Raw genomic sequence first — 25309 nt, 5'->3', positions numbered from 1 at the left:
CATGGCCGAGGTTCTCCAGTCCCTCGACGCTCTCGGCGCGGCCAACGTTGCCGCCGTCCAGCCCGAAGCCCCCGTGCATGTCCAGAAGCTGGACAAGTTCGGCCGCGCCTATGCCACCGGCAAGCGCAAGAACGCGGTGGCCCGCGTGTGGGTTCGCCCCGGCACCGGCAAGGTCACCGTCAACGACCGGGACATCGAGGTGTATTTCGCCCGTCCCGTGCTGCGCCTCATGATCAACCAGCCCTTCCAGGCGGCTGCGCGTGAAGGCCAGTACGACGTGGTGTGCACCGTCTCCGGCGGCGGCCTCTCCGGCCAGGCCGGCGCGGTGCGCCACGGCATCTCCAAGGCGCTCACCTATTACGAGCCCGAGCTGCGCAGCCCCCTCAAGAAGGGCGGCTTCATCACCCGCGACAGCCGCGTGGTCGAGCGCAAGAAGTACGGCCGCGCCAAGGCCCGTCGTTCGTTCCAGTTCTCCAAGCGCTGATCGCGCGGAACGTTCCGACACGAATGCGAACGGCGGGGCCAGGCCCCGCCGTTTTCTTTTGCGTGCTGTGTGGTGTCTGGGTATTCCAGATCCTGCCGCCAAAACGCAAAATGGCCGGGACAAGCCCGGCCATGCGCACACATCCTCGAAGGCGATCGCGCCGCCCGTGGGCCGGCGTTCGTCAGAAGCTCGGGGTGTCGCCGTCGAGCGGGCTCCACTGGCCGTTGACGGTCGGGTCGCCGGGCGGGCCGGAGCCGTAGCCGCCCGAGAGATCCGGCGGGAACACGTAGTCGTTGTTTCGGTCGTTGCCGATCTTCACATCGGGACGGATGGCCGGACCGGGGCCGGGGTCCAGATAATTGCCTTGCGGAATCACCGGCAGCTGGATGACGCGCGGCGAGACCTGGATGCGCTGGCCAGACGAATAGGTCTGCGCCGAAGCCTGAACGGCCGCCGCCGCCATTATCGCCAGCAGCATCGCTCCCGCGGTGCCGTTCGCTCCCCAGCTCACATGCGCCATGATACCGTCCCGCATCCCACCGAACGAAACCCGCCGGCTGCCGCCTTGAAGCACGTTCACGGCGGGGTGTGAAGGGGTGTGCTGCCGCCGTCGCCATAGCGGCAAGGGAAGGCACCGCCGGACGGCACCAAGGACAATTGCCTCAGGCACGGCGGCGCTGCATCCTCGCTCCCGGGTTTGGGGAGGTCTTCAATGACGTGGTCACGGCGCATGGCGGCGCGCCTCCTTGCCGGAATGATCCTTGCGGCCGGCATGGTCGCCACCTTCGAGGCCCGGGCGGCGCCGGCCCGGATCATCCTGTTGCGGCACGGTGAGAAGGCCGGCCCGTGGGAGCTCTGCGCGCTGGGAATGGAGCGGGCCCGCGCGCTGGCCGCCTATTATCTCGGGCGCGACGCGCAGAAGTCCCTGTTCCGGCCCGGGGAGACGCCGAAAGCGATCCTCGCCATCTCCATGCATACGCTGGATACCATCTTCCCCGTCGCCGAGAGCTGGGAGATGCCCGTCACCTTCTACAGCGCCATGCCCGAGCCACGGGGCGACGGCTTCCATCTGAGCGTCGAGCGGCTAAACCAGCGCACCCGCGAAGCGGTGCGGGACATTCTCGCCAAGCCCGAATGGGCCGGGCAGACGCTGGTGGTGGACTGGGAGCACGACCACATCGCCAAGACCAAACTCGACCGGGATCACCTCGCGGCGGCCCGCGACGCGCAGAAGGGCCGGAGCGAGCCGGTGGAGCGGGTCACGATCTACGATCTGCTGCACCTCGATCGGCTCACGGGCGTGCCTTACACGTGGCCGAGCGACACCTACGACTATTTCTGGATCATCGATTTCGATGCCCAGACCGGCCAGCCCTCCGCCTTCACCATGGTGAAGCAGGAGTTCGGGCCGCCGTTCACCGATGTGCCGCACAACGACTGGGGACGGCCTGAGGCTGGCGCGACGGCCTCGCGGGCCGGGTGCATCTGAGGCCCAGTCCCCCGCGCGTCCGGAACACCGCAGGGCCGTACGCAACACGACGTGCGAAGACCGCCGGACATGGCCCGTGTCGGCCTCCGCACCAACTGTCTGGTCCCAGACAGTCCGCGTTTATTTCTTGTACTTGCGGAGCATCATCTCGATGGCGGTAACAGACTCCGACACGTTCAGCCAGTTTTCCGCCTGTTCGTCGTTCTTGAATTCCCTGCCGAGATTGATGGGTTCATCATGTCCCGTCACGTGCAGGAAACAGGCCCACTTGCCGTTCGGCAGTTGATCCACGGTGACCTTATGGTCGGACATGCTGCGATCCTCGCCTGCGCTGTGTTTGCTTCACGGTCGGCGGTGCAATACTGGACAACCGCCGCCCGACCAACCCAATGCAATAGGCCGGCCAGAACCGGCGGACCCACGGCTTGACCGCCGCCGCCGCGGGGGCCACCACTGACGCAGGTCTCAGGAGGGGAGGGCGAGATGGACGGGATGCGCGCGCGGCTGGAAAGCCCGGAAACCTTCGAGCCTCTGCTCCGCCTGGCGTTGCGGTTCGGGACGCTGGCGCTGCTGTTCACGTGGTGCTTCGCCATCATGAAGCCCTTCCTCACCCCCATCCTGTGGGGGCTCATCATCGCCATTGCCTCCCATCCGGTATTCGTCCGGCTCAGGACCGCCGTCCACGGCCGCACCGCAGTCGCGGCCACGCTGTATGTGCTGCTGGCCCTCGCCCTGCTGGTGCTGCCGGCCTATCTCCTCGCCGATACGTTGATCGTGAGCCTCAAGCTCTTGGCCCACCACCTCGCGGACGGAACCCTGCGGGTGCCGCCGCCGCCCGCCGCCGTGCGCGGGTGGATCCTGGTCGGTGAACCGATCCACCGCTTCTGGCTGCTCGCCTCCACCAATCTCGACCAGGCCTTCGCTTCGATCACGCCGGAGCTGACCTCGGTTGGGCGCTCCATGGTCTCGGGCGTGTCGGACGTGCTCCTGGGCTTCCTTGAGTTCATCATCGCCATCTTCGTGGCGGCGGCGCTCATGGCCAATGCGTCGAGCGGACAACGGATCGCCGGCGATGTCGCCATCCGGCTCGCCGGGGAAGGCGGACGCGGCTATGCGGATCTCGCCGTGCGCACCATCCGCAGCGTCACCAAAGGCATCATTGGCGTCGCCCTCATCCAGTCGCTGCTGGCGGGCCTGGGCTTCCTCGCGGCGGATATCCCCGCGGCGGGATTGCTGGCGCTGCTGTGCCTGATCATCGCCATCGTGCAGATGCCGCTGGTGCTGGTGCTGCTGCCGGTGGTCATCTACGCCTTCACCATCCTCGATCCCGTGCCCGCCGTGGTGTTCGCGGTGTGGTGCACCGGGGTGTCCCTGATCGAGCACGTGCTCCGGCCGCTCATGCTGGCGCGGGGGGTGGATGTGCCCATGCTGGTGGTGTTCATCGGCGCCATCGGTGGGCTGCTCACCTCCGGCGTGCTCGGCTTGTTCGTGGGGCCGGTGGTGCTCGCGCTCGGCTACACGCTGATTCTGGCCTGGCTTCAGGCCGGACCGCGCGGCGGCGCCATTCCGCGTTCCGAAATCGAGGACATGTAAGGCGCCCGAGCCTGGCCCGGACGCCTTCGCCGCGGAAATGACCGCCGGCGCGATGGACGCACCGGCGGATGCTCATGCCATCAGTGCCCCGCCCCCGGCAGGATCACGGTCGGGACCATGCTGGTGAAGGGCGGCAGATAGGCCTGGGCCATGATCAGCAGTCCCACTAGCACCGCCAGCGCGATGGAGTGGAAGAACACGTAGCGCAGGATAGAGCCTTCGTGCCCGTACCACTTGGTGGCGGTGGAGGCGACGACGATGGACTGGGCGTCGATCATCTTGCCCATCACGCCGCCGGAGGAGTTGGCCGCGGCCATCAGCACCGGGTTCAGGTGGAGCTGCTGCGCGGTGATCTTCTGCAGGCCGCCGAACAGCACGTTGGACGCCGTGTCCGAGCCCGTCACCGCCACGCCGACCCAGCCGAGCAGGGTGCCAAACAGCGGGTAGAACCAGCCGGTATGGGCGAAGGCGAGGCCTAGCGTGGCGTCGAGGCCCGAATAGCGGGTGACGAAGCCCAGCGCCAGCATGCAGGCGATGGTCAGCAGCGAATAGCGGATCATGTACAGAGTTTTGCCGTACATCTTCACCAGGCCGACGGGGCTGTAGCCGAGCACGAGCCCGGAGACGATGCCGGCAAGCAGGATGCCGGTACCCGTGGCGGACACGAGGTTCAGGCTGAACACCGCCGCCTCGGTATGGGGCGCCGCCACCACCGGGGGCACCTTCTGCACTAGCTGGTGCAGGCCTTCCACCGGGAACTTGGCCACCCAGATGCTGTCGAAGAACGCCTTCGCCTCGGGCACGCCCCAGATGAACACGAACACGGAGAGGATGATCCAGGGCAGCCAGGCCTTGAACACCGCGCCGGGCTTCTGGGCCTCGGTGTCGGGCATGTGGCCGGTGTCCTCGCGGTCCTTGGAGGACCAGTCGCGCGGCGCTTCCGTCATCGGGCGCTTGGGCTGCCATACCCGCAGGAACAGGGCGAGGGCGGCCATGGAGGAGATGGCGGCCACCACGTCCACCAGCCAGGGGCCGTGGAAGTTGGAGACGAGAAACTGCGGCACCGCGAACGACACGCCCGCCACCAGCAGCGCCGGCCATACTTCCATCATCTTGCGGAAGCCGACGAAGGCCCAGATGAGCCAGAACGGCACGATCAGGGAGAAGAACGGCAGCTGCCGGCCGATCATGCCGGAGAGCTGGTGCAGGTCCAGCCCGGTGACGGCGGCGAGCGCGATCACGGGCGTGCCCAGGGCGCCGTAGGCCACCGGCGCGGTATTGGCGATGAGCGAGAGGCCGGAGGCGGCGAGCGGCGAGAAGCCGAGGCCGATCAGCATGGCGGCGGTCACCGCCACCGGGGTGCCGAAGCCGGCCGCGCCCTCGAAGAAGGCGCCAAACGAAAAGGCGATGAACAGGAGCTGGATGCGACGGTCATCTGAGATACCCCGGATGGAGCGCTGGAGAACGTCGAACTCCCCTTTTTCGCTGGTGAGCTGGTAGAGAAAGATGACGTTGAGGATGATCCAGCCGATGGGCATGAGCCCGAAGCCGGCGCCGTAGAGGGCGGACATTCCGGCCATCTGCACCGGCATGCCGAAGGCGAGCACGGCCACCACCAGCGCGCTGGCAAGGCCAAGCAGCGCCGCCAGATGGGCGCGCATCTCGAAGATGCCGATGGCGCCGAGCAGGACCACGACCGGTATGGCCGCGAGCAACGTGGACAGCAACATGCTGCCCATGGGGTCATAGACTTGAGACCAGATCATCGGGTGCCCCTCCAGCCTCAGGGCAAGCAGGAGCGTTCGGGTCCGTGGTGCGGCCCGTGCCTTCTTTGCTGCCGCTGAGCGGTGATTATAGGTATGTGAATATGGCGAACGACCTCGGCCGGGCCGCGATCAATCATTTCCTCCGGACATCGCAATCTGGTCTTCTAGCGAACCAGTATCGTTATTTCGGTAAAATACTTTGACCATGTGTGTCAACTGGAGAAATCTCTTTCACCGATGGGGGCTGCCGGCTAAAATCAGTTCAAATCGCAAGAAGGCCGCTAAACTCTTGATTCTCCTCAAGCGGCAGAACAGATGGGCAGGATGACCAAGGACGGCATCAAAGGCGCCAGCGCCGCCGAAAGCACCGCGCGCCACATCGAGGAACTCATCGTCGAGGGCGCTTTGCGCCCGGGGGAGCCGCTGCTTCCGGAACGGGAGATGGCTTTGCGCCTCAACGTCTCGCGGCCGACCTTGCGGCAGGGCATGAAGATGCTCGAGGACAAGGGTCTGCTCGTCGCCGACACCAACGGCAGCCGGGTGGTGGCCCCGCTCGGGACCAGCTTCACCGACCCGCTGATCGATCTCCTGTCGTCCGGCGAGGCGGTGACGGACGACTATCTCGAGCTGCGCGCAACCCTCGAGCGCATGGCGGCCACGCTTGCGGCCACCCGCGCCAACGATGTGGACCGCGCCACCCTGCGGGAAGCCATGGAACGCATCGACAGCGCCCATGGCGAGGCCGATGCCGGTGACGAGGCGGAAGCCGACGTGGACCTGCATCTCGCCGTCTACGAGGCGAGCCACAATATCGTCCTGCTCCACATCATGCGTGCGCTGTCGGGCATGCTGCGCAAGGGCATCTTCCACAACCGGGAAAAGCTCTATGCCCGGCCGGAAGTGCGCGACGTGCTGCGCGACCAGCACCGGGCCATCTTTGAGGCCATCATGGCCCGCGATCCGGAAGCCGCGGGCCGCTGCGCCGAGGCGCACATGCGCTACACCCAGCGCGTCATCGCGGAGATCGCGGCCGCCGATGCGCGCCTCGAAATCTCCCTGCGCCGCATCGAGGGCGGCGGCATCGCCTCACGAGCGGGCAAAACTCGCGGCTGAAAGATGCTCAGCTGAAGGCCGAAGGCCGGGCCTGCCTCCCCCGGCGCAGCTGGCTTGGCCATCCGTTGCACTCCCCAAGACGACGAATCGGGGATATGGTTCCATAGTTCACCCCAGCTCCTGTAAATACGTACCGCACTGAACTACACCCACAAAACGACCTGCACCCGCAAGCTGTTTTGCTGGCGACGACACTTCCGATAAGGCATGCCGCGTTGGCAGATCATGCCTTGATCTGGGAAAGCGTCCGCCGAAGACCGTCGCGCGGGTGGTCCGAAGCTCTGGGGGAGACCACCATGTCGCACGCCCATGCCGTCCGCATCGCATCGCTGCTTTTGCTGGGCCTTCTCGTCTCGCCCGTTGCACGGGCGCAGGAGGGCGGCATTCCGGTGGGCGTCGTTGCTGCGGAACTCAAGCCCATCTCCGATGCCATGGAATTCGTCGGCCGCGTGGAAGCGCCCGAGCGGGTCGAGATCCGCGCCCGGGTCAAGGGCATGCTGGAAGCCGTCCTGTTCAAGGAAGGCGAGACGGTGAAGGAGGGCGCGCCGCTCTACCGCATCGAGAAACCGCTGTTCCAGGCCGACGTGCAGCAGGCGGAAGGTGATGTGGAGCGGGCCAAGGCGGCCCTCAGCCTCTCCAAGATCCAGCGCGAGCGGGCCGAGGAACTGCTGGCCAAAAATGCCGGCACGGCGGTGGCCCGCGACCAGGCGGTGGCGAACCAGGAGAGCGCCACCGGCGCGCTCCTGACGGCCGAGGCGGCGCTGAACACGACCAAAATCAATCTCGGCTACACCGACATCGTCTCGCCCATCACCGGCCGCATCGGCCGCTCGGCGGTCACCCGCGGCCACATCGTGGGGCCGGACAGCGGCGTGCTCGCCACCGTGGTCAGCCAGAACCCCATGTACGTCACCTTCCCCGTCAGTCAGCGCGACTATCTGGAGGCGCAGAAGGACGAGGGGAAGGTGGACCTCTCCAACGTGGAGGTGCGCATCAAGTTCGCCGACGGCGGGGTCTACGGCGAGGTGGGGCGGGTGAATTTCGTGGACGTGTCGGTCAACCGCACCACCGACACCATGATCATGCGCGCCGACGTGCCCAACCCGAGCGGCAAGCTGGTGGACGGCCAACTGGTCCGGGTGGAGTTGAAGGCGGGGACGCCCGAGGAGCGGGTGGTGATCCCACAGGCGGCGCTGATCGCCGACCAGGCCGGCGTCTATGTGTTCGTGGTGGAGAACGGCAAGGCGGTGGTGCGCCGGGTGAAGACCGGCGGCACCCAGGGGCCGAATATCATCGTCACCGACGGGGTGAAGACCGGCGAGCCGGTGATCGTGGAGGGCTTCGAGAGCCTGAAGCCCGGCATCGCGGTGCGCGCGACCCCGACGACCCTCGGCCTGAAGGGCTGAGCCATGCTTTCTTCCGTCTTCGTCGACCGCCCGCGGCTCGCCATCGTCATCGCCATCGTCACGGTGATCGCCGGCCTGCTCTCGCTGTTCGCCATTCCGGTGGCGCAGTATCCCGACATCATCCCGCCGCAGGTGTCGGTGACCACCGCCTATCCCGGCGCCTCCGCCGAGGTGGTGGATGCCACCATCGCCCAGCCTATTGAGGCGCAGGTGGTGGGCGTGGACAAGCTCATCTACATGAAGAGTGTGTCCGGCGACGACGGAAGCTATTCGCTCACCGGCTCGTTCGAGCTGGGCACTGACCCGGACATCAACACCGTCAACATGAACAACCGCGTCCAGGTGGCGCTGTCCAAGCTGCCGGACGACGTGAAGCTTCAGGGTGTGGTGGTGAAGAAGAGGTCGTCGGCGCTGCTCGGCGTATTGGCTATTTCCTCGCCGAAGAAGACCTGGGACCCGCTCTATATCTCCAACTACGTCACCATCAACATCCTCGACGAGCTGAAGAGCATTCCGGGCGTGGGCGATGCCGCGCTCTGGGGCCCGCAGGACTATGCCGTCCGCGCCTGGGTGAAGACCGACCGGCTCACCGGCCTCGGCCTCACCACCCAGGACATCGTTGCCGCAATCCGCGCCCAGAACATCCAGGCCGCGGTGGGCCGCATCGGCGCCCGGCCCGTCTCCGACGACCAGCAGTTACAGCTGAACCTGCGCACCAAGGGGCGGCTGTCCAGCATCGAGGAATTCGAGAAGATCGTCCTGCGCACCAATGAGGACGGTTCGGTGCTGCGCCTCGGCGATGTGGCGCGGCTGGAGCTGGGCGCGGCCAACCTCGACCGCGAAACCCTGTTCAACGGCGGCCCGGCGGCGGTGCTGGCGCTCTACCAGTCGCCCGGCGCCAACGCCATTACCACCATCAACGCCATCCGCACCCGCATGGACGAACTGTCCAAGGCCTTCCCGGAGGACCTCGCCTGGAAGGTCACCTATGACCCCACCTCGTTCGTGGTGGAGACCATCCATGAGGTGCAAAAGACCCTGATCGAGGCGTTCATCCTCGTGGTGCTGGTGGTCTACCTCTTCCTCGGCAGCTTCAGGGCCACCCTGATCCCGACGCTGGCGGTGCCGGTGAGCCTCATCGGCACCTTCATCGTGCTCAATGCCATCGGCTATTCGGCGAACTCGGTGTCGTTGCTGGCCATCGTGCTCGCCATCGGCATCGTGGTGGATGACGCCATCGTGGTGGTGGAAAACGTCGAGCGCGTGATGGAGGAGCATCCCGAGCTCACCCCCGCCGAGGCCACCAAGCGGGCCATGGCGGAAATCACCGCGCCCATCATCGCCATCACCCTGGTGCTGCTCTCCGTGTTCGTGCCGGTGGCCTTCATTCCCGGCATCTCGGGCGAGCTGTTCCGGCAGTTCGCGGTGACGGTGGCGGTGGCCATGTTCCTGTCGGCCATCAACGCGCTTACCCTCTCGCCCGCGCTGTGCGCCATCCTGCTGAAGCCCGCCCACGGGCCGAAGAAGGGGCCCATCGGCTATGTCATGCGCGGCATCGACAAGGTGCGCGATGCCTATGGCGCGGCGGTGGCGCGCCTCGTGCGGTTCTCGCTCATCGGGCTGGTGTGCGTGTTCGTGGCGTCCGGCGGCATCTTCGCCCTGTCCAAGATGACCCCCACCGGCTTCCTGCCGGAGGACGACCAGGGTGCCTTCTTCGTGGTCGTGCAACTGCCCGGCGGCGCTTCCGTGGGCCGCACCACCGAGGTGATCCGCAAGGCCGAGGCGCTGCTGAAGGAAGAGCACACGGTGGAGGACTTCACCTCCGTCATCGGCCTCAACTTCATCGACAATTATTCCCAGCCCAACGCCGCCTTCATCGTCGTCACGCTGAAGCCGTTCGAGGAACGGCATGGCGCGGAGAACGGCGCCGCCGCCATTCTCGCCCGGCTCGGGCCGAAGATGCGCGGCATCTCCGGCGGCTCCGTCGTGCCGCTAGGACCGCCGCCCATCGTCGGCCTCGGCACCGGCGGCGGCTTCAGCTTCGTGCTGCAGGATCTGCGGGCAGGAGACCCGAAGGCGCTGGCGCAGGTACTGCGCGGCCTGCTGGTGGCCGCCAACCAGGACCCGCGCCTGACCCGCGTGTTCTCCACCTATTCCGCGTCCAATCCCTCGATCCAGCTCGACATCGACCGGGACAAGGCCCAGGTGCTCGGCGTGCCGCTGGACAGCGTGTTCCAGGCGCTCCAGACTTCTCTGGGCGGGCTCTATGTGAACGACATGAACCTCTATGGCCGCACCTGGCAGGTCCAGGTGCAGGCGGAGGCGGAGGATCGCAAGAGCATCGACGACATCTACCGCATCCATGTGCGCAATAACAAAGGCGAGATGATTCCGCTGCGCTCCATTGTGGAGGTGCGGGTGGAGATCGGCCCGCCGGCGCTGATCCGCTACAACAACAAGCGGGCGGTGACGGTGCAGGGCGCGCCGGCGGAAGGTGTCTCATCCGGCCAGGCGCTCGCCGCCATGGACGAGGTGGCGGCCAAGACCCTGCCGCAGGGCTTCTCCGGGGCATGGACCGACACCTCGTTCCAGGAGAAGCGCGCGGAGGGCAAGACCGGGATGATCCTCGCCTTCGCCGTGCTGTTCGCCTTCCTGTTCCTGGTGGCGCTCTATGAGAGCTGGTCGATTCCGGTGCCGGTGCTGCTCTCCGTCACCGTGGGCATGCTGGGGGCGTTCGCGGCCATCGTCATCGGCCGGCTCACCCTCGACCTCTACGGGCAGATCGGCATGATCGTGCTGATCGGCCTTGCGGCCAAGAACGGCATCCTCATCGTCGAGTTCGCCAAGGAGCGGCGCGAGCACGGGGAGGATCTGCTGCAGGCCGCAACCGAGGGCTCGCGGCTCAGGTTCCGCCCGGTGATGATGACCTCGCTCGCCTTTATCCTCGGCCTCTACCCGCTGGTGGTGGCGACAGGGGCGGCGCAGATGGCGCGGCAGAACGTGGGCACGCCGGTGTTCGGCGGCATGATCGCGGCGTCCTTCCTCGGCATCTTCGTCATCCCGCCGCTCTACGTGCTGTTCCAGGGCATCCGCGAGAAGCTGCGCCCCGGTTCGCGCCCGAAGGTGCACCCCGCGCCGGACGCCCCCGCCGCCCACGGCGACTGACGGGGCGGCAGGCCCCGGCCAGGCTCGCGTTCAGGGCGATGCCGTTCGCATCGGCCGCACGGCAATCGCTCTGGACTCTCGTATTGACGCGTTTTCTTTACGCGAGCCGGTACCCTCTTCGCTCGAAACCGCTCCAGGTGTTTAGTCCCGGTATTTGGTGGCGCGAGGGCCGCTACCTGCTGTTGCCGCGGGACGAGACCATCTCCAACACCTATGCCGCGCTCAACCTGCTGGTCGGCGTGGCGGAGGCGGCAGGAGGTGCTGCAGCAGAGCTGAAACTGCTCTGCGCTGAGACGGCTTTCGCTCAAGCCCGCGTGGGCTTGAAGGCCCGGTTGGAAAAGCCTCCCGCCCTATGCCAGCATGGCGAGACTTTATTTTCCTTGGGAAAGCAAATGGCGAGATGACAACGCCGGCGCAAGGTCGCAGGAGCAAGGTGGACCGGTTCGGCGAGCGCCTGCGCCAGCGTGGCGCGACCCTGTCCCCGCGCCTCAAGGTGGTAGCCGACTATATCAACGAGAACCGCCGCACCGTGCTGGGCCAGTCGGCGCTGGAAATCGCCGCCGAGACCGCAACCTCCGACGCCACCGTCATCCGCGCCGTGCAGGCCCTCGGCTTCGATGGGCTGAAGGACCTCAAGCGTACCCTGGCCGGGCATCTGGGTGCGGTCATCTCGTCCGTGGACAAGATGACCTCCACCCCGCAGGAGCTGGAGCGCGACATCGACGCCTCCATCGATTTCGTGCGCGACGGCCATATCATCGGCATCACTGAGGTGACCAAGCCGGAGAACCGGCGGGCCATCGCCGCCGCCATCGAACTGATGCGCGGGGCGAGCGGGATCGGCCTGTTCGGCATCGGCGCTTCCGCCATTCTCGCCGATTACGCAGCCCGGCTGGTGATGCGCAACGGGCGGCACGCCTATGCCCTCAACCGCACCGGCATTGGCCTCGGCGAGCAGTTGCTCGCCATGCGGCGCGGCGATGTGCTGGTGATGATGGGCCAGGCCAGCGCCCACAGCGAGGGCGTCGCCACGCTGGAGGAGGCGCGCCGGCTGGAGGTGCCCATGATCCTGTTGTCCGGCTCGGCCTCGCCCGCCTTCGGCCGGCAGGCGCAGGTGGTGATCCAGCTGCCGTACGGGAAGTCGGAGACGGTGCCGCTCCATGGCCTCGTGCTCATGTGCCTGGAAATGCTGGTCATCGGCCTTGCCGCCACCGAGCCGGACCGCTCCCTGAAATCGCTGGAGCGCCTGCACACCCTCTATGAGGACATCCGCCGGCCGCCGCGCGGGGGGAGTTAATCAGCCGGGCCCCAGCCGCTCCGCCATGAAGCGCTCGAAGCGCGGGTCGTCCGCATAGGCCACATTGATGCGCATGGCCGGCGGATGCGCATCCGTGGCAGGATGGAACACCGCGCCGGGCGCCAGCAGGATGCCACGCTCCGCCGCCTGCCGCGACAGGGCGCTGTCGTCCATGCCGTCGGGCAGGGCGCACCACAGGTAAAAGCCACCGCCAGGCGGGCCGAAGATGGGCAGGCCCAGCCGACCCAAAGTCGCCTGGGCGGAGGCGGTTGCGGCATCTACCCGGCCGCGCAGGCGCTTCAGGTGCCGCCGGTACTGGCCCGAGGTGATCAGGTCGTTGACGATGCGTTCCACATAGCCGGAGCTGTTCACGCTGGTGACCATCTTGAGCGCCCCCAGCCGCTCGATGAGCCCGGCGGAGGCCACCACATAGCCGCAGCGCAGGCTGGCGGAGAGGGTTTTCGCCAGCGTGCCCACGTAGATCACCCGCTCCAACTGGTCGAGGGCGGCAAGGCGGGGCCGGGCGGCGGGCAGGATATCGGCGAAGGGGTCGCTTTCCACGATCACCAGATCATGCCGTGCCGCTGCCTGTAGCAAGCGATAGGCCACTGCCGGGGTGAGCGAGCAGCCGGTGGGATTGTGCGCCAGCGACTGGGTGAAGAAGACCTTGGCGCCGCTGGCCGCGATGTTCTCCTCAAGGTCGGCCACGTCAGGCCCCTCGGGCGTGCGGCGCACGCCGATGGTGCGGGCCTTGGCGAGGAGCAGCTTGCCGAACAGGGGATAATAGCCGGGACTGTCCACCAACACGGCCTCACCCGGCTCCACCAGGGTCCGCACGATGAGGTCGAGGGCGTGGTTGGCGCCCTGCGTCATCAGTACCCGCGCGGGATCGACGCTGATGGCGCGCTCGGCGAGCAGGGTGGCGATGGTCTCGCGCAACAGGGGAAAGCCGAAGGGGCTGCCGTAGCTGGCGGGAAAGGGCCGGCTGCCCGGCCGATTGATGGGCTTGAGATAACGCCCCACCTCCGAGCCCTCCATCCAGGAGGCCGGAGGCCGGCCGTCGCCCACGCGCACGTCATAATGCTGTTCCAGCTGCTCGCGCAGCAGCCAGACACTGTCCACCGCCTCCACCACGGCGGGAACGCTCGGCGGCGCGGCCGGAATCCGGGTGCGCAGCACGTAGAAGCCGGAGCCGGGACGCGCCTCCACGCGGCCCGAAGCGGCAAGGCGCTCATAGGCCTCCACCAGCGTGTTGCGCGAGACGCCGAACGCCGGGAAGGCCGAGCGGATGGACGGCAGCTTCTCCCCCGGCCGCAATTGGCCGCGATCGATGCGCTCGCTCACCGCGCGTACGATAGCCTCGACGCGGGAAAGTTCTTCGTTCGGAGGCGGCTCGTCTTGAACTGTACCCATGCTCAGAAGGGTACGGACTTCCGGTTTCCGGCGCAAAGTGTTCCTTGCCGTGCCAGGGGCCGCGCTGGAAAGTCGCGGCAACGGACCGCCATGGAGCGGCCGGATAAGAGACCGGGACGAAACGCCATCGAAGCCGCCATCCGCTTCCGCCCTCCGGCGGACCGCGCCGGGCTGCCCGCGCGCCTTCCCGCTCGTTGTCCGCCCGCCCTCTGTGCCGGCCCGCCCGTGGCATCCACAGGAAGGCCTGATCATGACGTCCGCCGCCGGCCAGAACCGTAGCTCCCGCATCGCCGGTTTCCACAAGAAGACCCCGCGCGAGCGGCTCGACCTTGTTGCCGCCTTCGCCGGCCTCGACGAGACGGCCGTCGCGCACCTCGCCAACATGGGCAATCTCGATCCGGCTTTGGCCGACAAGCTGATCGAGAATGTCATCGGCACCATGAACGTGCCGGTGGGTGTCGCCACCAACATGAAGATCGACGGGGAGGACGTGCTGGTCCCCATGGCCACGGAGGAATCGTCCGTGGTGGCCGCCGTGTGCAATGCTGGCCGACAGAATTACGAGACCGGCTTTTCCACCTCCGTATCCGGCAACCTCATGATCGCGCAGGTGCAGGCGGTGGAGGTGCGCGACCCCGCCGCCGCCCGCCTGCGCATCCTGGAACGGCGTGACGAGATCAAGGCCGCGTGCGATGCTTGCGATCCGGTGCTCGTCAGCCTCGGCGGCGGCTTCCGCGACCTGGAGGTGCGGCTGCTGGACACGCCGTCAGGCACCATGGTCATCACCCACCTCATCGTGGATACCCGCGACGCCATGGGCGCCAACGCCGTGAACACCATGGCGGAAAAGCTCGCCCCTGCCATCGCCGGCTGGGCGCAGGGTCGGGTCTACCTGCGCATTCTCTCCAACCTCGCCGACCGGCGGCTCGCCCGCGCCCATGCGGTGTGGCGCACGGCGGATATCGGCGGCGAACAGGTGCGCGACGGCATCGTCAGCGCCTATCAGTTCGCCGCCGCCGATCCCTACCGCGCCGCCACCCACAACAAGGGCATCATGAACGGCATCAGCGCCGTGGTGCTGGCCACCGGCAACGACACCCGCGCGGTGGAGGCGGGCGCCCATGCCTATGCCGCGCGTTCCGGCCGCTACACTTCCCTCACTACCTACGAGGTCAACGCCGACGGCGACCTCTCCGCCGCCATCGAGCTGCCGCTGGCGGTGGGGCTCATCGGCGGGGCCACCAAGGTGCATCCCACGGCGCGGGCCAGCCTTGCGATCCTTGGTGTTTCCACCGCCGAGCGACTGGCGCGGATCATCGCGGCGGTGGGGCTGGCGCAGAATTTCTCGGCGCTGAAGGCACTTGCCACCACCGGCATCCAGAAGGGCCACATGGCGCTCCACGCCCAGAACATCGCCATGATGGCCGGGGCCGTGGGCGAGGAGGTCGACAAGGTGGCCCGCATCCTGGTGGAGCGGGCCAGCGTGCGCATGGATGTGGCCGCCAAGGTGCTCGAAGAGGTGCGCGGCGGCTGACGCCGCGCCCGCACGACCAACAAAAACACAACAGGGAGAAGACCATGCTCAGGAAGACCACGCTCGCGCTGCTCGCGGGCGCCGCCATCCTCGCTTCAGCGCTGGTGCCCGCGCGGGCGGAGATCCCCGGCAACACCATCCGTGTCGGCGTGCTCACCGACCTCTCGGGCTTCGCCTCCGATTCCACGGGTATCGGTTCGGTGACGGCGGCGCGGCTCGCGGCGGAGGATTTCAAGAAGGAGAAGCCCGGCATCGCCGTGGAGGTGATCAGCCTCGATCACCAGAACAAACCTGATATCGGCTCCGCCACCGCCCGCAAGTGGATCGCCGACGGCACCGTGGATGCCATCCTCGACGTGCCGTTCTCCTCCGTGGCGCTGGCGGTGCAGGAGGCGGTGCGCGGCTCCAAGGTGGCCTTCATCGCCTCCGGCCCCGGCACGGCGCTGCTCACCGGGGAGAAGTGCTCGCCCAACACGGTGCATTGGACCTACGACACCTGGGCACTGGCCCACGGCACCGCGCTCGCCCTGCTCAAGCAGAAGAAGGACAGCTGGTTCTTCATCACCGCCGACTATGCCTTCGGCCATGCGCTGGAGGCCGACGCCATGGCGGTGGTGAAGGCGGAGAACGGCAAGATCCTCGGCGCGGTGCGCCACCCCACCAATGCGTCGGACTTCTCGTCCTTCATCCTCCAGGCGCAGGCGAGCGGCGCCAAGGTGGTGGCTCTCGCCAATGCGGTGGGTGACACCATCAATTCGGTCAAGGCCGCCTCCGAGTTCGGCCTGACCTCCGGCGGGCAGAGCCTTGCCGCTTTGCTCATGCAGCTCACGGACGTGCACTCGCTGGGCCTTGCCACCGCCAAGGGCCTGTTCCTGACCGAAGGCTTCTACTGGAACATGAATGACGGCACCCGCGCCTTCGCCGACCGCTTCGCGGCGCAGCTGAACGGGCGCCGGCCCACCGCCAACCAGGCCGGCGTCTATGCCGGCACGCTGCATTACCTGCGCGCGGCGGCGGCGGCCGACACCACCGACGGCCAGCAGGTGGTGGCGAAGATGAAGGCGATGCCCTCCGACGATCCGCTGTTCGGCAAGGGCGAGGTGCGGGCCGATGGCCGGCACATCCACAACATGTACCTGTTTCAGGTGAAGACGCCGGACCAGTCCAAGGGACCGTGGGACTATTACAACCTGGTCGAGACCATCCCGGCGCAGGAAGCCTTCAGGCCCATGGCCGAGGGGCGCTGCCCGCTGGTCGCCAAGCCGTGAGCCGAGGGCAGGGCGGCTGAGCCGTCTGCGGGCCCGCGAGCCCCCCCGCAACGGGCGGCCACGGCCGCCCGTCACTGCGTGAGCCCCTCACCCGATGGTGCCGCCGGCGACGAAGCAGGTCTGGCCGGTGATGTAGCCGGCTTCTTCAGACGCGAAGAAGCAGATGGTGGCGGCCACTTCCTCCTGCGTGCCCATGCGGCGCAAAGGCGTGCCCGCGAGAATATCCTCGTACATCTCCTTGCCCCATTGCTTCTCCTGCTCGGACAGGGGCTTGGGATTGCGCGGGATGGCGCGGGTGCCGTTGTCGATGGCGCCGGGGGAAACCGCATTCACGCGGATGCCGTGCTCGGCCAGTTCCAGCGCCATGCAGGTGGTCATGGCATGCACGCCGCCCTTGGCCGCCGAATAGGGCACGCGATAGATGCCGCGGGTGGCGTTGGAGCCCACGTTCACGATGGATCCCGCCTTCTGGCGCATCATCACCGGGATCACGGCGCGGCAGCTCCACAGGGTCGGCCACAGAGAGCGGCGGATCTCCTTCTCCATCTCCTCCGGCTGGTATTCCCAGAAGGGCTTCGACCAGATGGTGCCGCCCACATTGTGGACCGCCACGTCGATCCGGCCATAGGCCTCCAGCGCTGCGGCGACGCTCGCCTGCGCGCCCTCGAAGGTCTCGAGGTCGGCGGACAGGGCATGGGCGGTGCCGCCGGCCGCCGCGATTTCTGCGCGGACGCTCTCGTTGTGCTCCGCCGAGCGGTCCACGATCAGGAGCCGCGCCCCCTCGCGCGCCAGCCGCAGCGCCGTGACGCGGCCGATGCCCTGCGCCGCGCCGGTCACCAGGGCAACCTTGTCGGCAAAGCGCTTGTCTCCCACCTGTCGTCTCCTCCTGAAAAAGGGGTGGCCGCCGAATCGCGCCGGCGGCCACTGGATCACCGTGCGATCAGTGCGCTGCGGACAGCGCGCCGTCCGGCTGCGCGGAGGGCCGCGCACGGATCAGTGCCACCGCCAGTGCCGCGATGGCCAGCGGCACGGCGATGCCGAGGTAATAGCCGGGCACGCCGCCCATCTGGAGGAACCAGCCACCCGCCGCCGAGCCGACGATGGCGCCGGTGCGGCCGATGCCGATGGCCCAGCCGGTGCCGGTGGCCCGCAGCTCGGTGGGGTAGATGCCCGAGATGAGGTAATTCAGCGCCAGTTGCTGGCCACCGACGCCGAAGCCGGCCGCTGCCACCAGGATGAACACCGCAGTCCAGTTGGTACCAGCCAGCGCCAGGCCGATGCAGATGGCGATTCCCAGGGCGAACATGCCGAGCAGCAGCAGCCGCGCATTTACCTTCGGCAGGACGAAGGAGAGCGGGATGGCGCAGATGATGAAGGCGGTGTTCACGGTCACCGTGCCGAAGGCGGCGGTGGCAGCGGGCAGGCCAGAGGTGGTGAGCACGGTGGGCAGCCACAAAAGCAGCATGAACCAGGCGATCCAGTTGAAGAGGTAGGTCGCCCAAACCGCGATGGTGCGGATGCGGTAGGCAGGGGCGAACAGCGCCGCCACCGAGCCCTTGGCCACCTTCTCGGCGGGCACGAACTGGGTGCCGGCCGGCACCGGTCGCTTCAGGATCTTCTCCACCAGCGACCGGCTCTTCTCCAGGTCGCCGGGCTTGCCGCGGGACACCAGAAGCTGCGGCGATTCTGGCAGGACGATGAGGCAGACCACCAGCATCACCAAGGGCAGCGAGCCGCCCACCAGATAGATGCCTTGCCAGCCGATCACCGGCATCCAGCCCGAGGCCAGAAGGCCGCCGAGTACGGCGCCGAGCGGCAGGCCCAGCAGCACGCCGGTGAGCACGGTGCCCCGGGCGCGGCCGGGGGCGTATTCGGCGGAGAGCGCCAGCAGCACCGGGGTCGCGCCGCCCATGCCGAGGCCGGTGAGGAAGCGCAGCACCACGATCTGCGTGGGCGAGGTGGCGAAGGCGATGGCGAGCGAGAACACCCCGAACAGGAGCATGGCGCCGAGGATGGCGGTGCGCCGGCCGATCTTGTCGCCGATGGAGCCCAGCGCCATGGCGCCGATGGCCATGCCGAGGGTGCCGGAGATGAAGATATAGGTCATGTCCGCCGGCGCCATGCCAAACGCCTTGGCGATGGCCGGGCCGGTATAAGCGATACACTGCGTGTCGAAGCCGTCGAGGGCCGCCACGAAGAAGCACATGAGAAAGACCAGCCACTGGCGCCCGCGTATGGGCTCGCCGTCGAGCAGGTCCTGGATGCTCTGCTTTCCACCCGCCATTGTGTCCTCCAAACTCATTTGATCTTGCTGTTGTGGGCTGTGTTGCGATGGTGCGCGCAGGCGCGGGGAGCACCGCGCCTGCGCGTCTGAAGCGGGCTTTGACCCCGTGGTCAGGCGGCTTCCGCGCGGGGGCGCTGCACCTCGGCCGAGGGCAGGGCTGCCGCCTCGGACCGCAACTCGAAATCGAAGGCGATGCGCGCGAACGGAGCATTCAGCCCAGCCTCGGCGATGGCGTCGGGGTCCTGGTTGCGCTCCACCGCCGGGATCAACCCATCGCGGGTGGCGAAGGCAAAATCGTCGTGGAGATAGGGATCGCCGTCGATGTTGATCTGGGTGGTGAGCTTGCGATAGCCCGGCGCGCTCACGAAGAAATGGATGTGCGCCGGCCGGTGGCCATGGCGGCCGAGCTGCTTCAGCAGGGTGTCGGTGGAGCCATCCGGCGGCACCGCATAGCCCGAGGGCATGGTGGTGCGGAAACGGTAGCGGCCCTCGGCGTCGGTCTCGATGGTTCGGCGCAGGTTGAAGGGGCTCTGGCTCTTGTCGAAGAAGGAGTAATTGCCGCGCGTGTTGGCGTGCCACACCTCCACATGGGCACCGGCCACCGGACGGCCGTCGGTGTCGCGTACCTGCCCGTGCATGATGAGGATCTCGCCCTCTTCCGAGCCGTCGTCGAGCCGCGCCTCGCCCTTGCACAAAGGCGCGCCGGCGACATAGAGCGGCCCCTCGATGGTGCGCGGCGTGCCGCCGGTGAGGCCGGCAGCCTCCTCCGCAGCATCGAGCCGCACGTCAAGGAAGCGCTCGAAGCCGAGGCCGGCGGCGATCAGGCCGTATTCGTCGTTGCGGCCGGCCTGCGTCAGGTAGTTCACCGCGCTCCAGAACTCGCTTGGCTCCACGTCATATTCGTCGATGACGTAGAACAGGTCGCGGACGATGCGGTCCACGATCGCCTTCACGCGGGGCGTGGGCTCGCCGCGGGTGGGCGCCTGCATCTCCTTCAAAAGGGCATCGATGGCGGCTTTTTCCATGGGCGTTCTCCTTATGGGGTGATTTTTGGTCGCCGTGCGCTGGTGGCATCGGTCGTCGAAAGGGCAGGGGGTCTCAGGCCCCCACGGACTGGCGGACGGGGCTGAGGCGCGGGGACGGACGGTCGCGGCGGAAAAAATCCACGCGGTCCATGTCCAGCTCCACGCCGAGGCCCGGCGCCGTCGGGACGATGAGGGCGAAATCCGCATAGGCGAGCGGCGTCGCCAGGATCTCCTCGGCCAATAGCAGGGGGCCGAACAACTCGGTGCCCCAGGCAAGCGTCGGCAGGGTGGCGCAGAGCTGGGCCGACGCCGCCGTGCCGATGCCGCCCTCCAGCATGGTGCCGCCATAAAGCTCGATGCCGGCAGCGTCGGCAATGGCCGCCACCCGCTGGGCCTCGAACAGCCCGCCGGACTGGGCGATCTTCAGCGCGAACACCCCGGCGGCGCGATCCCGCGCCAGATCCATGGCCTCAGCCGGGCCCTGAAGGGATTCGTCGGCCATGATGGCCACGTCGAACCGGCGGGTGAGGCGGGCGAGCGCGCCGCGCTGCTCCCGGCTCACCGGCTGCTCGATGAGATCGACCCCGGCCGCCTCCAGCCCGGCGATGCCCCGGCGGGCCTGATGCTCGCTCCAGGCCATGTTCACGTCCACCCGCACGCTGGCGCGGTCGCCCAGGGCGGCCTTGATGGCGGCCACATGGGCGACGTCCGCAGCCACCTCGCGCTTGCCGATCTTCAGCTTGAAGATGCGGTGGCGGCGCGCCGCCAGCATGGCCTCGGCCTCCTCGATGTCTTTCGCGGTATCCCCGCTGGCGAGGGTCCAGGCCACCTCCAGCGTATCGCGCTGACGGCCGCCGAAAAACTCCGACACCGGCACGCCGAGGCGGCGCCCGTGGGCATCGAGCAAAGCCGTCTCCACCGCGCAGCGGGCGAAGCGGTTGCCCTTCACGCCCCGCTTCACGCTGGCCATCAGCCCAGCCACCCGGGTGGCGTCGGCGCCGAGCAACAGCGGGGCAATATAGGTGTCGATGGTGAGCTTGATGCCTTCCGGGCTCTCCTCGCCATAGCTGAGGCCGCCGATGGTGGTGCCCTCGCCGACGCCGACCGTGCCGTCCGAGCACGACACCTTCACCAGCACCAGCGTCTGGCTGCGCAGGGTGTGCATGGACAGGTGATGGGCGCGTATGGTTGGGATATCGACGATAAAGGTCTCGATACGGTCGATACGCACTGCGACGCCGGTCTGCATCCGTGGAGTGTCCTTATGTTCGACATAAGGAAAATCACGCTGAGGGGGCGCGCGTCAAAGACAGTCTCGGTCGGTTTGTATGCCTAAAAGGTCTGGACATGGAACTGCGCCACCTCAGGTATTTCACAACCGTAGCCCGCGAGCGCAGCTTCACCCGCGCGGCGGAGAAGCTCCACATCGCCCAATCCCCCCTGAGCCGGCAGATGCGCGAGCTGGAGGAGGATCTGGGCGTCACCCTGTTCGAGCGACCGAGCCGCCCGGTGCGCCTCACGGCGGCCGGGCGCTTCTTCAACGAGCATGCGTTGCAGATCCTCCAGCGGGCGGAGGAGCTGCGCATCACCACCCGGCGCTTCGGCGAGGCGGGGCGGCGGCAGTTTCTGATCGGGTTCGTGGGCTCGGTGCTCTATGGCGGGCTGCCGGACGTGGTCCGGGGCTTTCGCGCCTGCTATGCCGGCCTTGAAGTGGCGCTCATCGAGATGAGCACGGTGGAGCAGATCGCCGCCCTGAAGGAGGGGCGCATCGACGTGGGCTTCGGGCGCATCCGCTTCGACGACCCCGCCATAAGGCGCGAGGTGATCGCGGAAGAGCCCCTGCTGGTGGCCCTGCCGCCCGACCATCGGCTGCTCGCGTCCGAGGGGGTGTCATTCCAGGACATCGCGGGGGAGCCGCTGGTGCTTTACCCCAAGTCACCAAGGCCGAGCTATGCCGACCAGGTGCTGTCCTATTTCAGCGACCGGGGCTGCACGCCGGTGATCGCCCAGGAGGTGCGCGAGCTTCAGACCGCGCTGGGCCTTGTAGCGGCGGGTATCGGCATCACTTTGGTGCCGGACTCGGTGCGTCACCTCCATCGCGACGACGTCACCTATCGCCCGCTGCTGGAGGCGGGGATCACGTCCCCTCTCATCATGAGCTGCCGGGCCAGCGATTCCTCCGCCGAGATCGGGCAGATCTTCGACCTCATCCGCAACATCTACCAGCTTAAGCAGGACCTCGGCCGGACGCCTGCATGAGGCGATCCGGACGAAACGGTCTCGCCCTGCTGAAAAGGGCGTGAATGAATTCCCTCCCCCCTGAACCGTCAGCGCGTCCTGCCTCCCCGGGCGGCCGGCTTCGGGGCAACGTCCTTGTCCTCGCCCTTTCGGAACATGTCCGACGCGGTGAGGATGATGAGCGACACCAGGGCCACGGCAGTGGCAGTCAGGGCATAGACGATCAGGAACGGATAACCGAAGAAATAAATCATCGCGATGAAGCAAACGGCAAGATTTGCCATAAAATAATATTTGGCGTCCGGCGCTCCGTGAATGGCATCCTTGAGGAACCACCCGAAGACGGGAACACGAAGGGCGACGCGCGCGGCTGTTTCCATGGTCGAACCCGAATATGCGTTGATCTGATCTACATTCCAAACCCGGAATTGATCTATCGCAAAAATGGCCGATCCAAGTGCCCGCATCAAGCGGCCTTACTGACGCAGCGGCGGTTCAGCGGTTCAGTTTGCGGGGGGTGAGGCGCGGCGAAAGGTCGTGCGTAAGGCTGGGGGCACTGAGGTTGCCGGTCTTCCAGGTTGATTGGATGGCTTCCTGCGGCCAAGCTGTCGCAGGGCCAATCACGGTCAATTCGCGCATCTGTGCGAAAGTGAGACGTTGGTAATGAGCCGAATCAAAGAAGTTGCAATCTGGCTTGCCGAGCCGATAGCCGTTTGGGCCCTTTTGGGAACAATACTCCTCTGGCTCCTGATTGGTCCATGGTGGTCAAACTGCCTGGAGCCGCGATTTAGAGTACTTGGCATTTTATTGCAGATCTACGGAATTTGGACCGTGTACCAAGGCATCAAGGACAAGCATAAGCTATTTTCTCAACCGAGCATGCTTTGTCGCTGTGCGAACTATTTTCGCCGCTTCCCGCTTCGGAAGCGACAGATTGTGATGGGCGTGGTGGGTGCTACTGATGGCGCGGACAGTGCTGCTGCCCGCCTCATCGTGAGAGCAGGTCCGGACGCATCACTCTCGGATCGCCTGTCGCGCCTTGAAGCCAACTTCGATGGGCTCTTCAACGAAGTAGGTGACATTTCAAGCCGAGTTAATGCCCAGACCAGATCCACCGTCGAGCGCTTGGCTGCCGAAGAGGGGGCTCGCAAGCACGACGTTGAGACCGTGAACCGTAAGCTCGAGGCGGCGACGGCGGGCGGACTCCATATCGATTTGCTAGGGTTGTGGCTTGGCGTCGTTCCCGGCACCGTCATAGGCGGCATCGCAGCGGAATTATCGGCGTTGTTTGGCGATGCGGAGTGCAAGCCAGTTCCTTGGCGGAGCATGTGGACGCTCCTTGCCGGGTAGCTCGCCCGTCACCAGTTTGACTGTACGCGGTGGCGTGCCTTGCGGAACGGCACGGCGGTGGCCTGAACTCCCTCAGCAACCTGAAACAGCAGAGGCCGGACGGGTTTAGCAACTTCTGGTCGCCGCTTTTTCGCACTCGACGAGGCCATGTTGCGCAGCCGGCTCTGTTCGCCTCAGCTCCTGAAATCCGCCGCTTAGGGTATCCGGTGGTTTCCGGATACGTTTAGGCAAACGACCCCATCACATATGTCTTTGATATCGTTGGTGAGCCCGTCGGGATTCGAACCCGAGACCCCATGATTAAAAGTCACACGTTGAACGTTTCCTGGTGTTGCCTGTGAGTGGAAAGCCTGTGCTGAAACTGGTTGACAATGCACAATTTTCGGCATTGGCAAACCCGCCGATCTTTCCCTAAAATGCCGATGGTTTCGGCCCACGGTGGTTACATTCGTGGTTACCGTAGTGGGGCAGGGGAGGCAAGCATGGGCGTTCGCATCAACAAACGGCTCGTGGATTCCCTCAAACCGAAGGGCGAAGAATTCTTCGAATGGGATTCGGAGCTGCACGGCTTCGGTATCCGCGTTCGTCCGTCAGGCGCCATGAGCTACGTCGCGAAATATCGCGTCGGGCGTGGGCGAGGCGCGCCCACGCGGAGAGTGACCATCGCCCCCGTCGGCAAGGTGACGCCGGAGGAGGCTCGCACGCTCGCCAAGCGCGTGATTGCCGACGCGGTGCGGGGGCACGACACGGGGGAGGAGCGCAAGAAGGCACGGGAGGCGCCCACGCTCTCCGAGGTGGCCGACCAGTTCCTTGCCCAGCACGTTCTGGCGAAGCGGAAGACGACAACCGCAATCAGCTATGCGGGCGTCATCAAACGGGACATCAAACCCGCCCTCGGAAGCCGGAAGGCGGATAGCATATCCCGGGCCGATGTAGCACGCCTCCACACGAACATGGCGGACCGTCCGATTCAGGCGAACCGCATGCTGGCGATTATGGGCAAGCTCTTCGCCTGGGCTGGAGGCCGCGGACTTGTCGCCGAGGGACTCAATCCGGCGCGCGGCATCGAGAAGTACAGGGAGAACGGTCGCGAGCGGTTCCTGACGACAGAGGAGCTCACGCGCCTGGGCGCGGCGTTGATCGAGGCGGAAACGGTCGGTATCCCGTACGAAGTCGACGAAACGTCCCCCAAGGCGAAGCACGCGCCGAAACCCGAAAACCGCCGCGTAGTGCTCGGCCCGCACGCAGTCGCAGCGATCCGCCTCCTGCTTTTCACCGGCGCCAGGTTGCGGGAAATCCTACACTTGCAGTGGAGCCAGGTCGATTTTGAGCGGGGCATTGCCTTCCTTCCGGACACGAAGACGGGGCAAAAACGCCTGATGCTGAGTACCGCCGCGCTTCGCGTGCTCGCGGACCTGCCCCGCGTGGGCAAGTTCGTGATCGTGGGGGCTTCCGCAGGCGCAGAGAGGGAGCGACCTCGGGCGGATCTGCAGCGCCCTTGGGCGCTCGTGGCCCGGCGTGCGGGCTTCATTGAACGGGCCGCGGAGGTCACGCCAGAGGGCAAGCCCGTCGCGGATGAGCACGGCGCGCCGGTGGTGGTCGAGCGGGCGACTGTCCGGCTGCACGACCTGCGCCACTCGTTTGCCAGCGTGGGCGCCGGCTCCGGCCTCGGATTGACAATCGTCGGCAAGCTGCTGGGGCATGCGCAGCCCGCCACGACAGCGCGCTACAGCCATCTCGACGCGGATCCGCTGCGCCGCGCCGCCGACTCCATCAGCGACAAGATATCAGCTGCTATGGAGGGGAGGGCCACCGCCCTTGTGATTCCCGCATTTGGGAGAGCGCCGCAGTGACGGACGATGATCGCCCGCAAGATGGCGCCGC

The 25309-nt window shown here is 66.8% G+C and carries 22 protein-coding genes; 13 read left to right on the top strand and 9 right to left on the bottom strand.

Features of this window, described 5'->3' with window-relative positions:
- The first annotated feature begins 1 nt into the window (after position 1).
- Positions 2-484, top strand: coding sequence for a 30S ribosomal protein S9 (gene rpsI / locus FBQ73_RS05810; protein ID WP_138398547.1), 483 nt, complete (start codon positions 2-4; stop codon positions 482-484).
- A 181-nt stretch (positions 485-665) separates the two neighbouring features.
- On the opposite strand, the gene FBQ73_RS05805 is transcribed toward rpsI, so the two are convergent.
- Positions 666-1004 (bottom strand): hypothetical protein, encoded by a 339-nt coding sequence (locus tag FBQ73_RS05805; RefSeq protein WP_012116316.1) that lies wholly within the window; start codon positions 1002-1004, stop codon positions 666-668.
- A 192-nt stretch (positions 1005-1196) separates the two neighbouring features.
- Between FBQ73_RS05805 and FBQ73_RS05800 the strand changes: the two genes are divergently transcribed.
- The gene (locus FBQ73_RS05800; protein ID WP_138398546.1) at positions 1197-1973 is read left to right on the top strand and encodes a histidine phosphatase family protein; all 777 of its coding nucleotides are present in this window, start codon (positions 1197-1199) and stop codon (positions 1971-1973) included.
- Between the two features lie 120 nt (positions 1974-2093).
- Here the strand turns inward: FBQ73_RS05800 and FBQ73_RS05795 are convergent, their stop codons facing one another.
- A complete protein-coding gene (locus FBQ73_RS05795) occupies positions 2094-2285 on the bottom strand; it encodes a hypothetical protein (protein WP_012116318.1) in 192 nt (63 codons plus the stop codon).
- 171 nt (positions 2286-2456) lie between these two features.
- On the opposite strand from FBQ73_RS05795, the gene FBQ73_RS05790 reads away from it, so the two are divergent.
- Complete coding sequence (locus FBQ73_RS05790) at positions 2457-3566, top strand: AI-2E family transporter (RefSeq protein WP_138398545.1); 1110 nt, start codon at positions 2457-2459, stop codon at positions 3564-3566.
- 80 nt (positions 3567-3646) lie between these two features.
- Here FBQ73_RS05790 and FBQ73_RS05785 read toward each other — a convergent pair whose 3' ends face one another.
- Positions 3647-5332, bottom strand: a complete 1686-nt coding sequence (locus FBQ73_RS05785; RefSeq protein WP_138398544.1) for an L-lactate permease — start codon at positions 5330-5332, stop codon at positions 3647-3649.
- Positions 5333-5656: 324 nt separating this feature from the next.
- On the opposite strand from FBQ73_RS05785, the gene FBQ73_RS05780 reads away from it, so the two are divergent.
- The 5 genes from FBQ73_RS05780 (at position 5657) to FBQ73_RS05760 (ending at position 12313) form a co-directional block, all read left to right on the top strand.
- Positions 5657-6445 carry an FCD domain-containing protein gene (locus tag FBQ73_RS05780; protein ID WP_246089587.1) on the top strand — a complete coding sequence of 263 codons (789 nt, stop codon included), beginning with the start codon at positions 5657-5659 and terminating at the stop codon, positions 6443-6445.
- Positions 6446-6741: 296 nt separating this feature from the next.
- On the top strand, positions 6742-7851 hold the full coding sequence (locus FBQ73_RS05775; protein WP_138398542.1) for an efflux RND transporter periplasmic adaptor subunit: 1110 nt from the start codon (positions 6742-6744) through the stop codon (positions 7849-7851).
- Between the two features lie 3 nt (positions 7852-7854).
- Positions 7855-11016 (top strand): efflux RND transporter permease subunit, encoded by a 3162-nt coding sequence (locus FBQ73_RS05770; protein WP_138398541.1) that lies wholly within the window; start codon positions 7855-7857, stop codon positions 11014-11016.
- An 83-nt stretch (positions 11017-11099) separates the two neighbouring features.
- Positions 11100-11420 carry a hypothetical protein gene (locus FBQ73_RS05765; protein WP_138398540.1) on the top strand — a complete coding sequence of 107 codons (321 nt, stop codon included), beginning with the start codon at positions 11100-11102 and terminating at the stop codon, positions 11418-11420.
- Complete coding sequence (locus tag FBQ73_RS05760) at positions 11417-12313, top strand: MurR/RpiR family transcriptional regulator (RefSeq protein ID WP_138398539.1); 897 nt, start codon at positions 11417-11419, stop codon at positions 12311-12313. Before FBQ73_RS05765 ends, FBQ73_RS05760 begins: the two co-directional genes overlap by 4 nt.
- Here FBQ73_RS05760 and FBQ73_RS05755 read toward each other — a convergent pair whose 3' ends face one another.
- A complete protein-coding gene (locus FBQ73_RS05755; protein ID WP_138398538.1) occupies positions 12314-13726 on the bottom strand; it encodes an aminotransferase-like domain-containing protein in 1413 nt (470 codons plus the stop codon).
- A gap of 250 nt (positions 13727-13976) precedes the next feature.
- Here FBQ73_RS05755 and FBQ73_RS05750 point away from each other — a divergent pair, with 250 nt between their 5' ends.
- Both FBQ73_RS05750 and FBQ73_RS05745 read left to right on the top strand, forming a co-directional pair.
- Positions 13977-15260: a hydroxymethylglutaryl-CoA reductase, degradative gene (locus FBQ73_RS05750; RefSeq protein WP_138398537.1), complete on the top strand. Its 1284-nt coding sequence runs from the start codon at positions 13977-13979 to the stop codon at positions 15258-15260.
- Positions 15261-15304: 44 nt separating this feature from the next.
- Complete coding sequence (locus tag FBQ73_RS05745; RefSeq protein WP_138398536.1) at positions 15305-16528, top strand: ABC transporter substrate-binding protein; 1224 nt, start codon at positions 15305-15307, stop codon at positions 16526-16528.
- Between the two features lie 87 nt (positions 16529-16615).
- Here FBQ73_RS05745 and FBQ73_RS05740 read toward each other — a convergent pair whose 3' ends face one another.
- The 4 genes from FBQ73_RS05740 to FBQ73_RS05725 form a co-directional block, all read right to left on the bottom strand.
- Complete coding sequence (locus FBQ73_RS05740; protein ID WP_138398535.1) at positions 16616-17401, bottom strand: 1,6-dihydroxycyclohexa-2,4-diene-1-carboxylate dehydrogenase; 786 nt, start codon at positions 17399-17401, stop codon at positions 16616-16618.
- Positions 17402-17468: 67 nt separating this feature from the next.
- Positions 17469-18812, bottom strand: a complete 1344-nt coding sequence (locus tag FBQ73_RS05735) for an MFS transporter (RefSeq protein ID WP_138398534.1) — start codon at positions 18810-18812, stop codon at positions 17469-17471.
- Between the two features lie 110 nt (positions 18813-18922).
- Complete coding sequence (catA, locus tag FBQ73_RS05730) at positions 18923-19837, bottom strand: catechol 1,2-dioxygenase (protein WP_138398533.1); 915 nt, start codon at positions 19835-19837, stop codon at positions 18923-18925.
- 73 nt (positions 19838-19910) lie between these two features.
- On the bottom strand, positions 19911-21086 hold the full coding sequence (locus FBQ73_RS05725; protein ID WP_138398532.1) for a muconate/chloromuconate family cycloisomerase: 1176 nt from the start codon (positions 21084-21086) through the stop codon (positions 19911-19913).
- A 98-nt stretch (positions 21087-21184) separates the two neighbouring features.
- Here FBQ73_RS05725 and FBQ73_RS05720 point away from each other — a divergent pair, with 98 nt between their 5' ends.
- A complete protein-coding gene (locus tag FBQ73_RS05720; RefSeq protein WP_138398531.1) occupies positions 21185-22096 on the top strand; it encodes a LysR family transcriptional regulator in 912 nt (303 codons plus the stop codon).
- A gap of 68 nt (positions 22097-22164) precedes the next feature.
- On the opposite strand, the gene FBQ73_RS05715 is transcribed toward FBQ73_RS05720, so the two are convergent.
- Positions 22165-22455, bottom strand: coding sequence for a hypothetical protein (locus FBQ73_RS05715; protein ID WP_138398530.1), 291 nt, complete (start codon positions 22453-22455; stop codon positions 22165-22167).
- A 283-nt stretch (positions 22456-22738) separates the two neighbouring features.
- On the opposite strand from FBQ73_RS05715, the gene FBQ73_RS05710 reads away from it, so the two are divergent.
- Together FBQ73_RS05710 and FBQ73_RS05705 are read left to right on the top strand one after the other, a co-directional pair.
- On the top strand, positions 22739-23425 hold the full coding sequence (locus tag FBQ73_RS05710) for a hypothetical protein (protein ID WP_138398529.1): 687 nt from the start codon (positions 22739-22741) through the stop codon (positions 23423-23425).
- Positions 23426-23907: 482 nt separating this feature from the next.
- Positions 23908-25278 (top strand): site-specific integrase, encoded by a 1371-nt coding sequence (locus FBQ73_RS05705; RefSeq protein ID WP_138398528.1) that lies wholly within the window; start codon positions 23908-23910, stop codon positions 25276-25278.
- Positions 25279-25309: the final 31 nt, after the last annotated feature.

Origin of the sequence: Xanthobacter autotrophicus (assembly GCF_005871085.1) — a bacterium.
Classification (GTDB): Bacteria; Pseudomonadota; Alphaproteobacteria; order Rhizobiales; family Xanthobacteraceae; genus Xanthobacter; species Xanthobacter autotrophicus.
This window is presented reverse-complemented; position numbering and strand designations above follow the sequence as displayed.

Excerpts from the sequence above, each read along its gene's own strand:
- rpsI (WP_138398547.1), top strand. The coding sequence starts at position 2 with ATGGCCGAGGTTCTCCAGTCCCTCGACGCTCTCGGCGCGGCCAACGTT.
- FBQ73_RS05805 (WP_012116316.1), bottom strand. The coding sequence starts at position 1,004 with ATGGCGCATGTGAGCTGGGGAGCGAACGGCACCGCGGGAGCGATGCTG.
- FBQ73_RS05800 (WP_138398546.1), top strand. The coding sequence starts at position 1,197 with ATGACGTGGTCACGGCGCATGGCGGCGCGCCTCCTTGCCGGAATGATC.
- FBQ73_RS05795 (WP_012116318.1), bottom strand. The coding sequence starts at position 2,285 with ATGTCCGACCATAAGGTCACCGTGGATCAACTGCCGAACGGCAAGTGG.
- FBQ73_RS05790 (WP_138398545.1), top strand. The coding sequence starts at position 2,457 with ATGGACGGGATGCGCGCGCGGCTGGAAAGCCCGGAAACCTTCGAGCCT.
- FBQ73_RS05785 (WP_138398544.1), bottom strand. The coding sequence starts at position 5,332 with ATGATCTGGTCTCAAGTCTATGACCCCATGGGCAGCATGTTGCTGTCC.
- FBQ73_RS05780 (WP_246089587.1), top strand. The coding sequence starts at position 5,657 with ATGACCAAGGACGGCATCAAAGGCGCCAGCGCCGCCGAAAGCACCGCG.
- FBQ73_RS05775 (WP_138398542.1), top strand. The coding sequence starts at position 6,742 with ATGTCGCACGCCCATGCCGTCCGCATCGCATCGCTGCTTTTGCTGGGC.
- FBQ73_RS05770 (WP_138398541.1), top strand. The coding sequence starts at position 7,855 with ATGCTTTCTTCCGTCTTCGTCGACCGCCCGCGGCTCGCCATCGTCATC.
- FBQ73_RS05760 (WP_138398539.1), top strand. The coding sequence starts at position 11,417 with ATGACAACGCCGGCGCAAGGTCGCAGGAGCAAGGTGGACCGGTTCGGC.
- FBQ73_RS05755 (WP_138398538.1), bottom strand. The coding sequence starts at position 13,726 with ATGGGTACAGTTCAAGACGAGCCGCCTCCGAACGAAGAACTTTCCCGC.
- FBQ73_RS05750 (WP_138398537.1), top strand. The coding sequence starts at position 13,977 with ATGACGTCCGCCGCCGGCCAGAACCGTAGCTCCCGCATCGCCGGTTTC.
- FBQ73_RS05745 (WP_138398536.1), top strand. The coding sequence starts at position 15,305 with ATGCTCAGGAAGACCACGCTCGCGCTGCTCGCGGGCGCCGCCATCCTC.
- FBQ73_RS05735 (WP_138398534.1), bottom strand. The coding sequence starts at position 18,812 with ATGGCGGGTGGAAAGCAGAGCATCCAGGACCTGCTCGACGGCGAGCCC.
- catA (WP_138398533.1), bottom strand. The coding sequence starts at position 19,837 with ATGGAAAAAGCCGCCATCGATGCCCTTTTGAAGGAGATGCAGGCGCCC.
- FBQ73_RS05725 (WP_138398532.1), bottom strand. The coding sequence starts at position 21,086 with ATGCAGACCGGCGTCGCAGTGCGTATCGACCGTATCGAGACCTTTATC.
- FBQ73_RS05720 (WP_138398531.1), top strand. The coding sequence starts at position 21,185 with ATGGAACTGCGCCACCTCAGGTATTTCACAACCGTAGCCCGCGAGCGC.
- FBQ73_RS05715 (WP_138398530.1), bottom strand. The coding sequence starts at position 22,455 with ATGGAAACAGCCGCGCGCGTCGCCCTTCGTGTTCCCGTCTTCGGGTGG.
- FBQ73_RS05710 (WP_138398529.1), top strand. The coding sequence starts at position 22,739 with ATGAGCCGAATCAAAGAAGTTGCAATCTGGCTTGCCGAGCCGATAGCC.
- FBQ73_RS05705 (WP_138398528.1), top strand. The coding sequence starts at position 23,908 with ATGGGCGTTCGCATCAACAAACGGCTCGTGGATTCCCTCAAACCGAAG.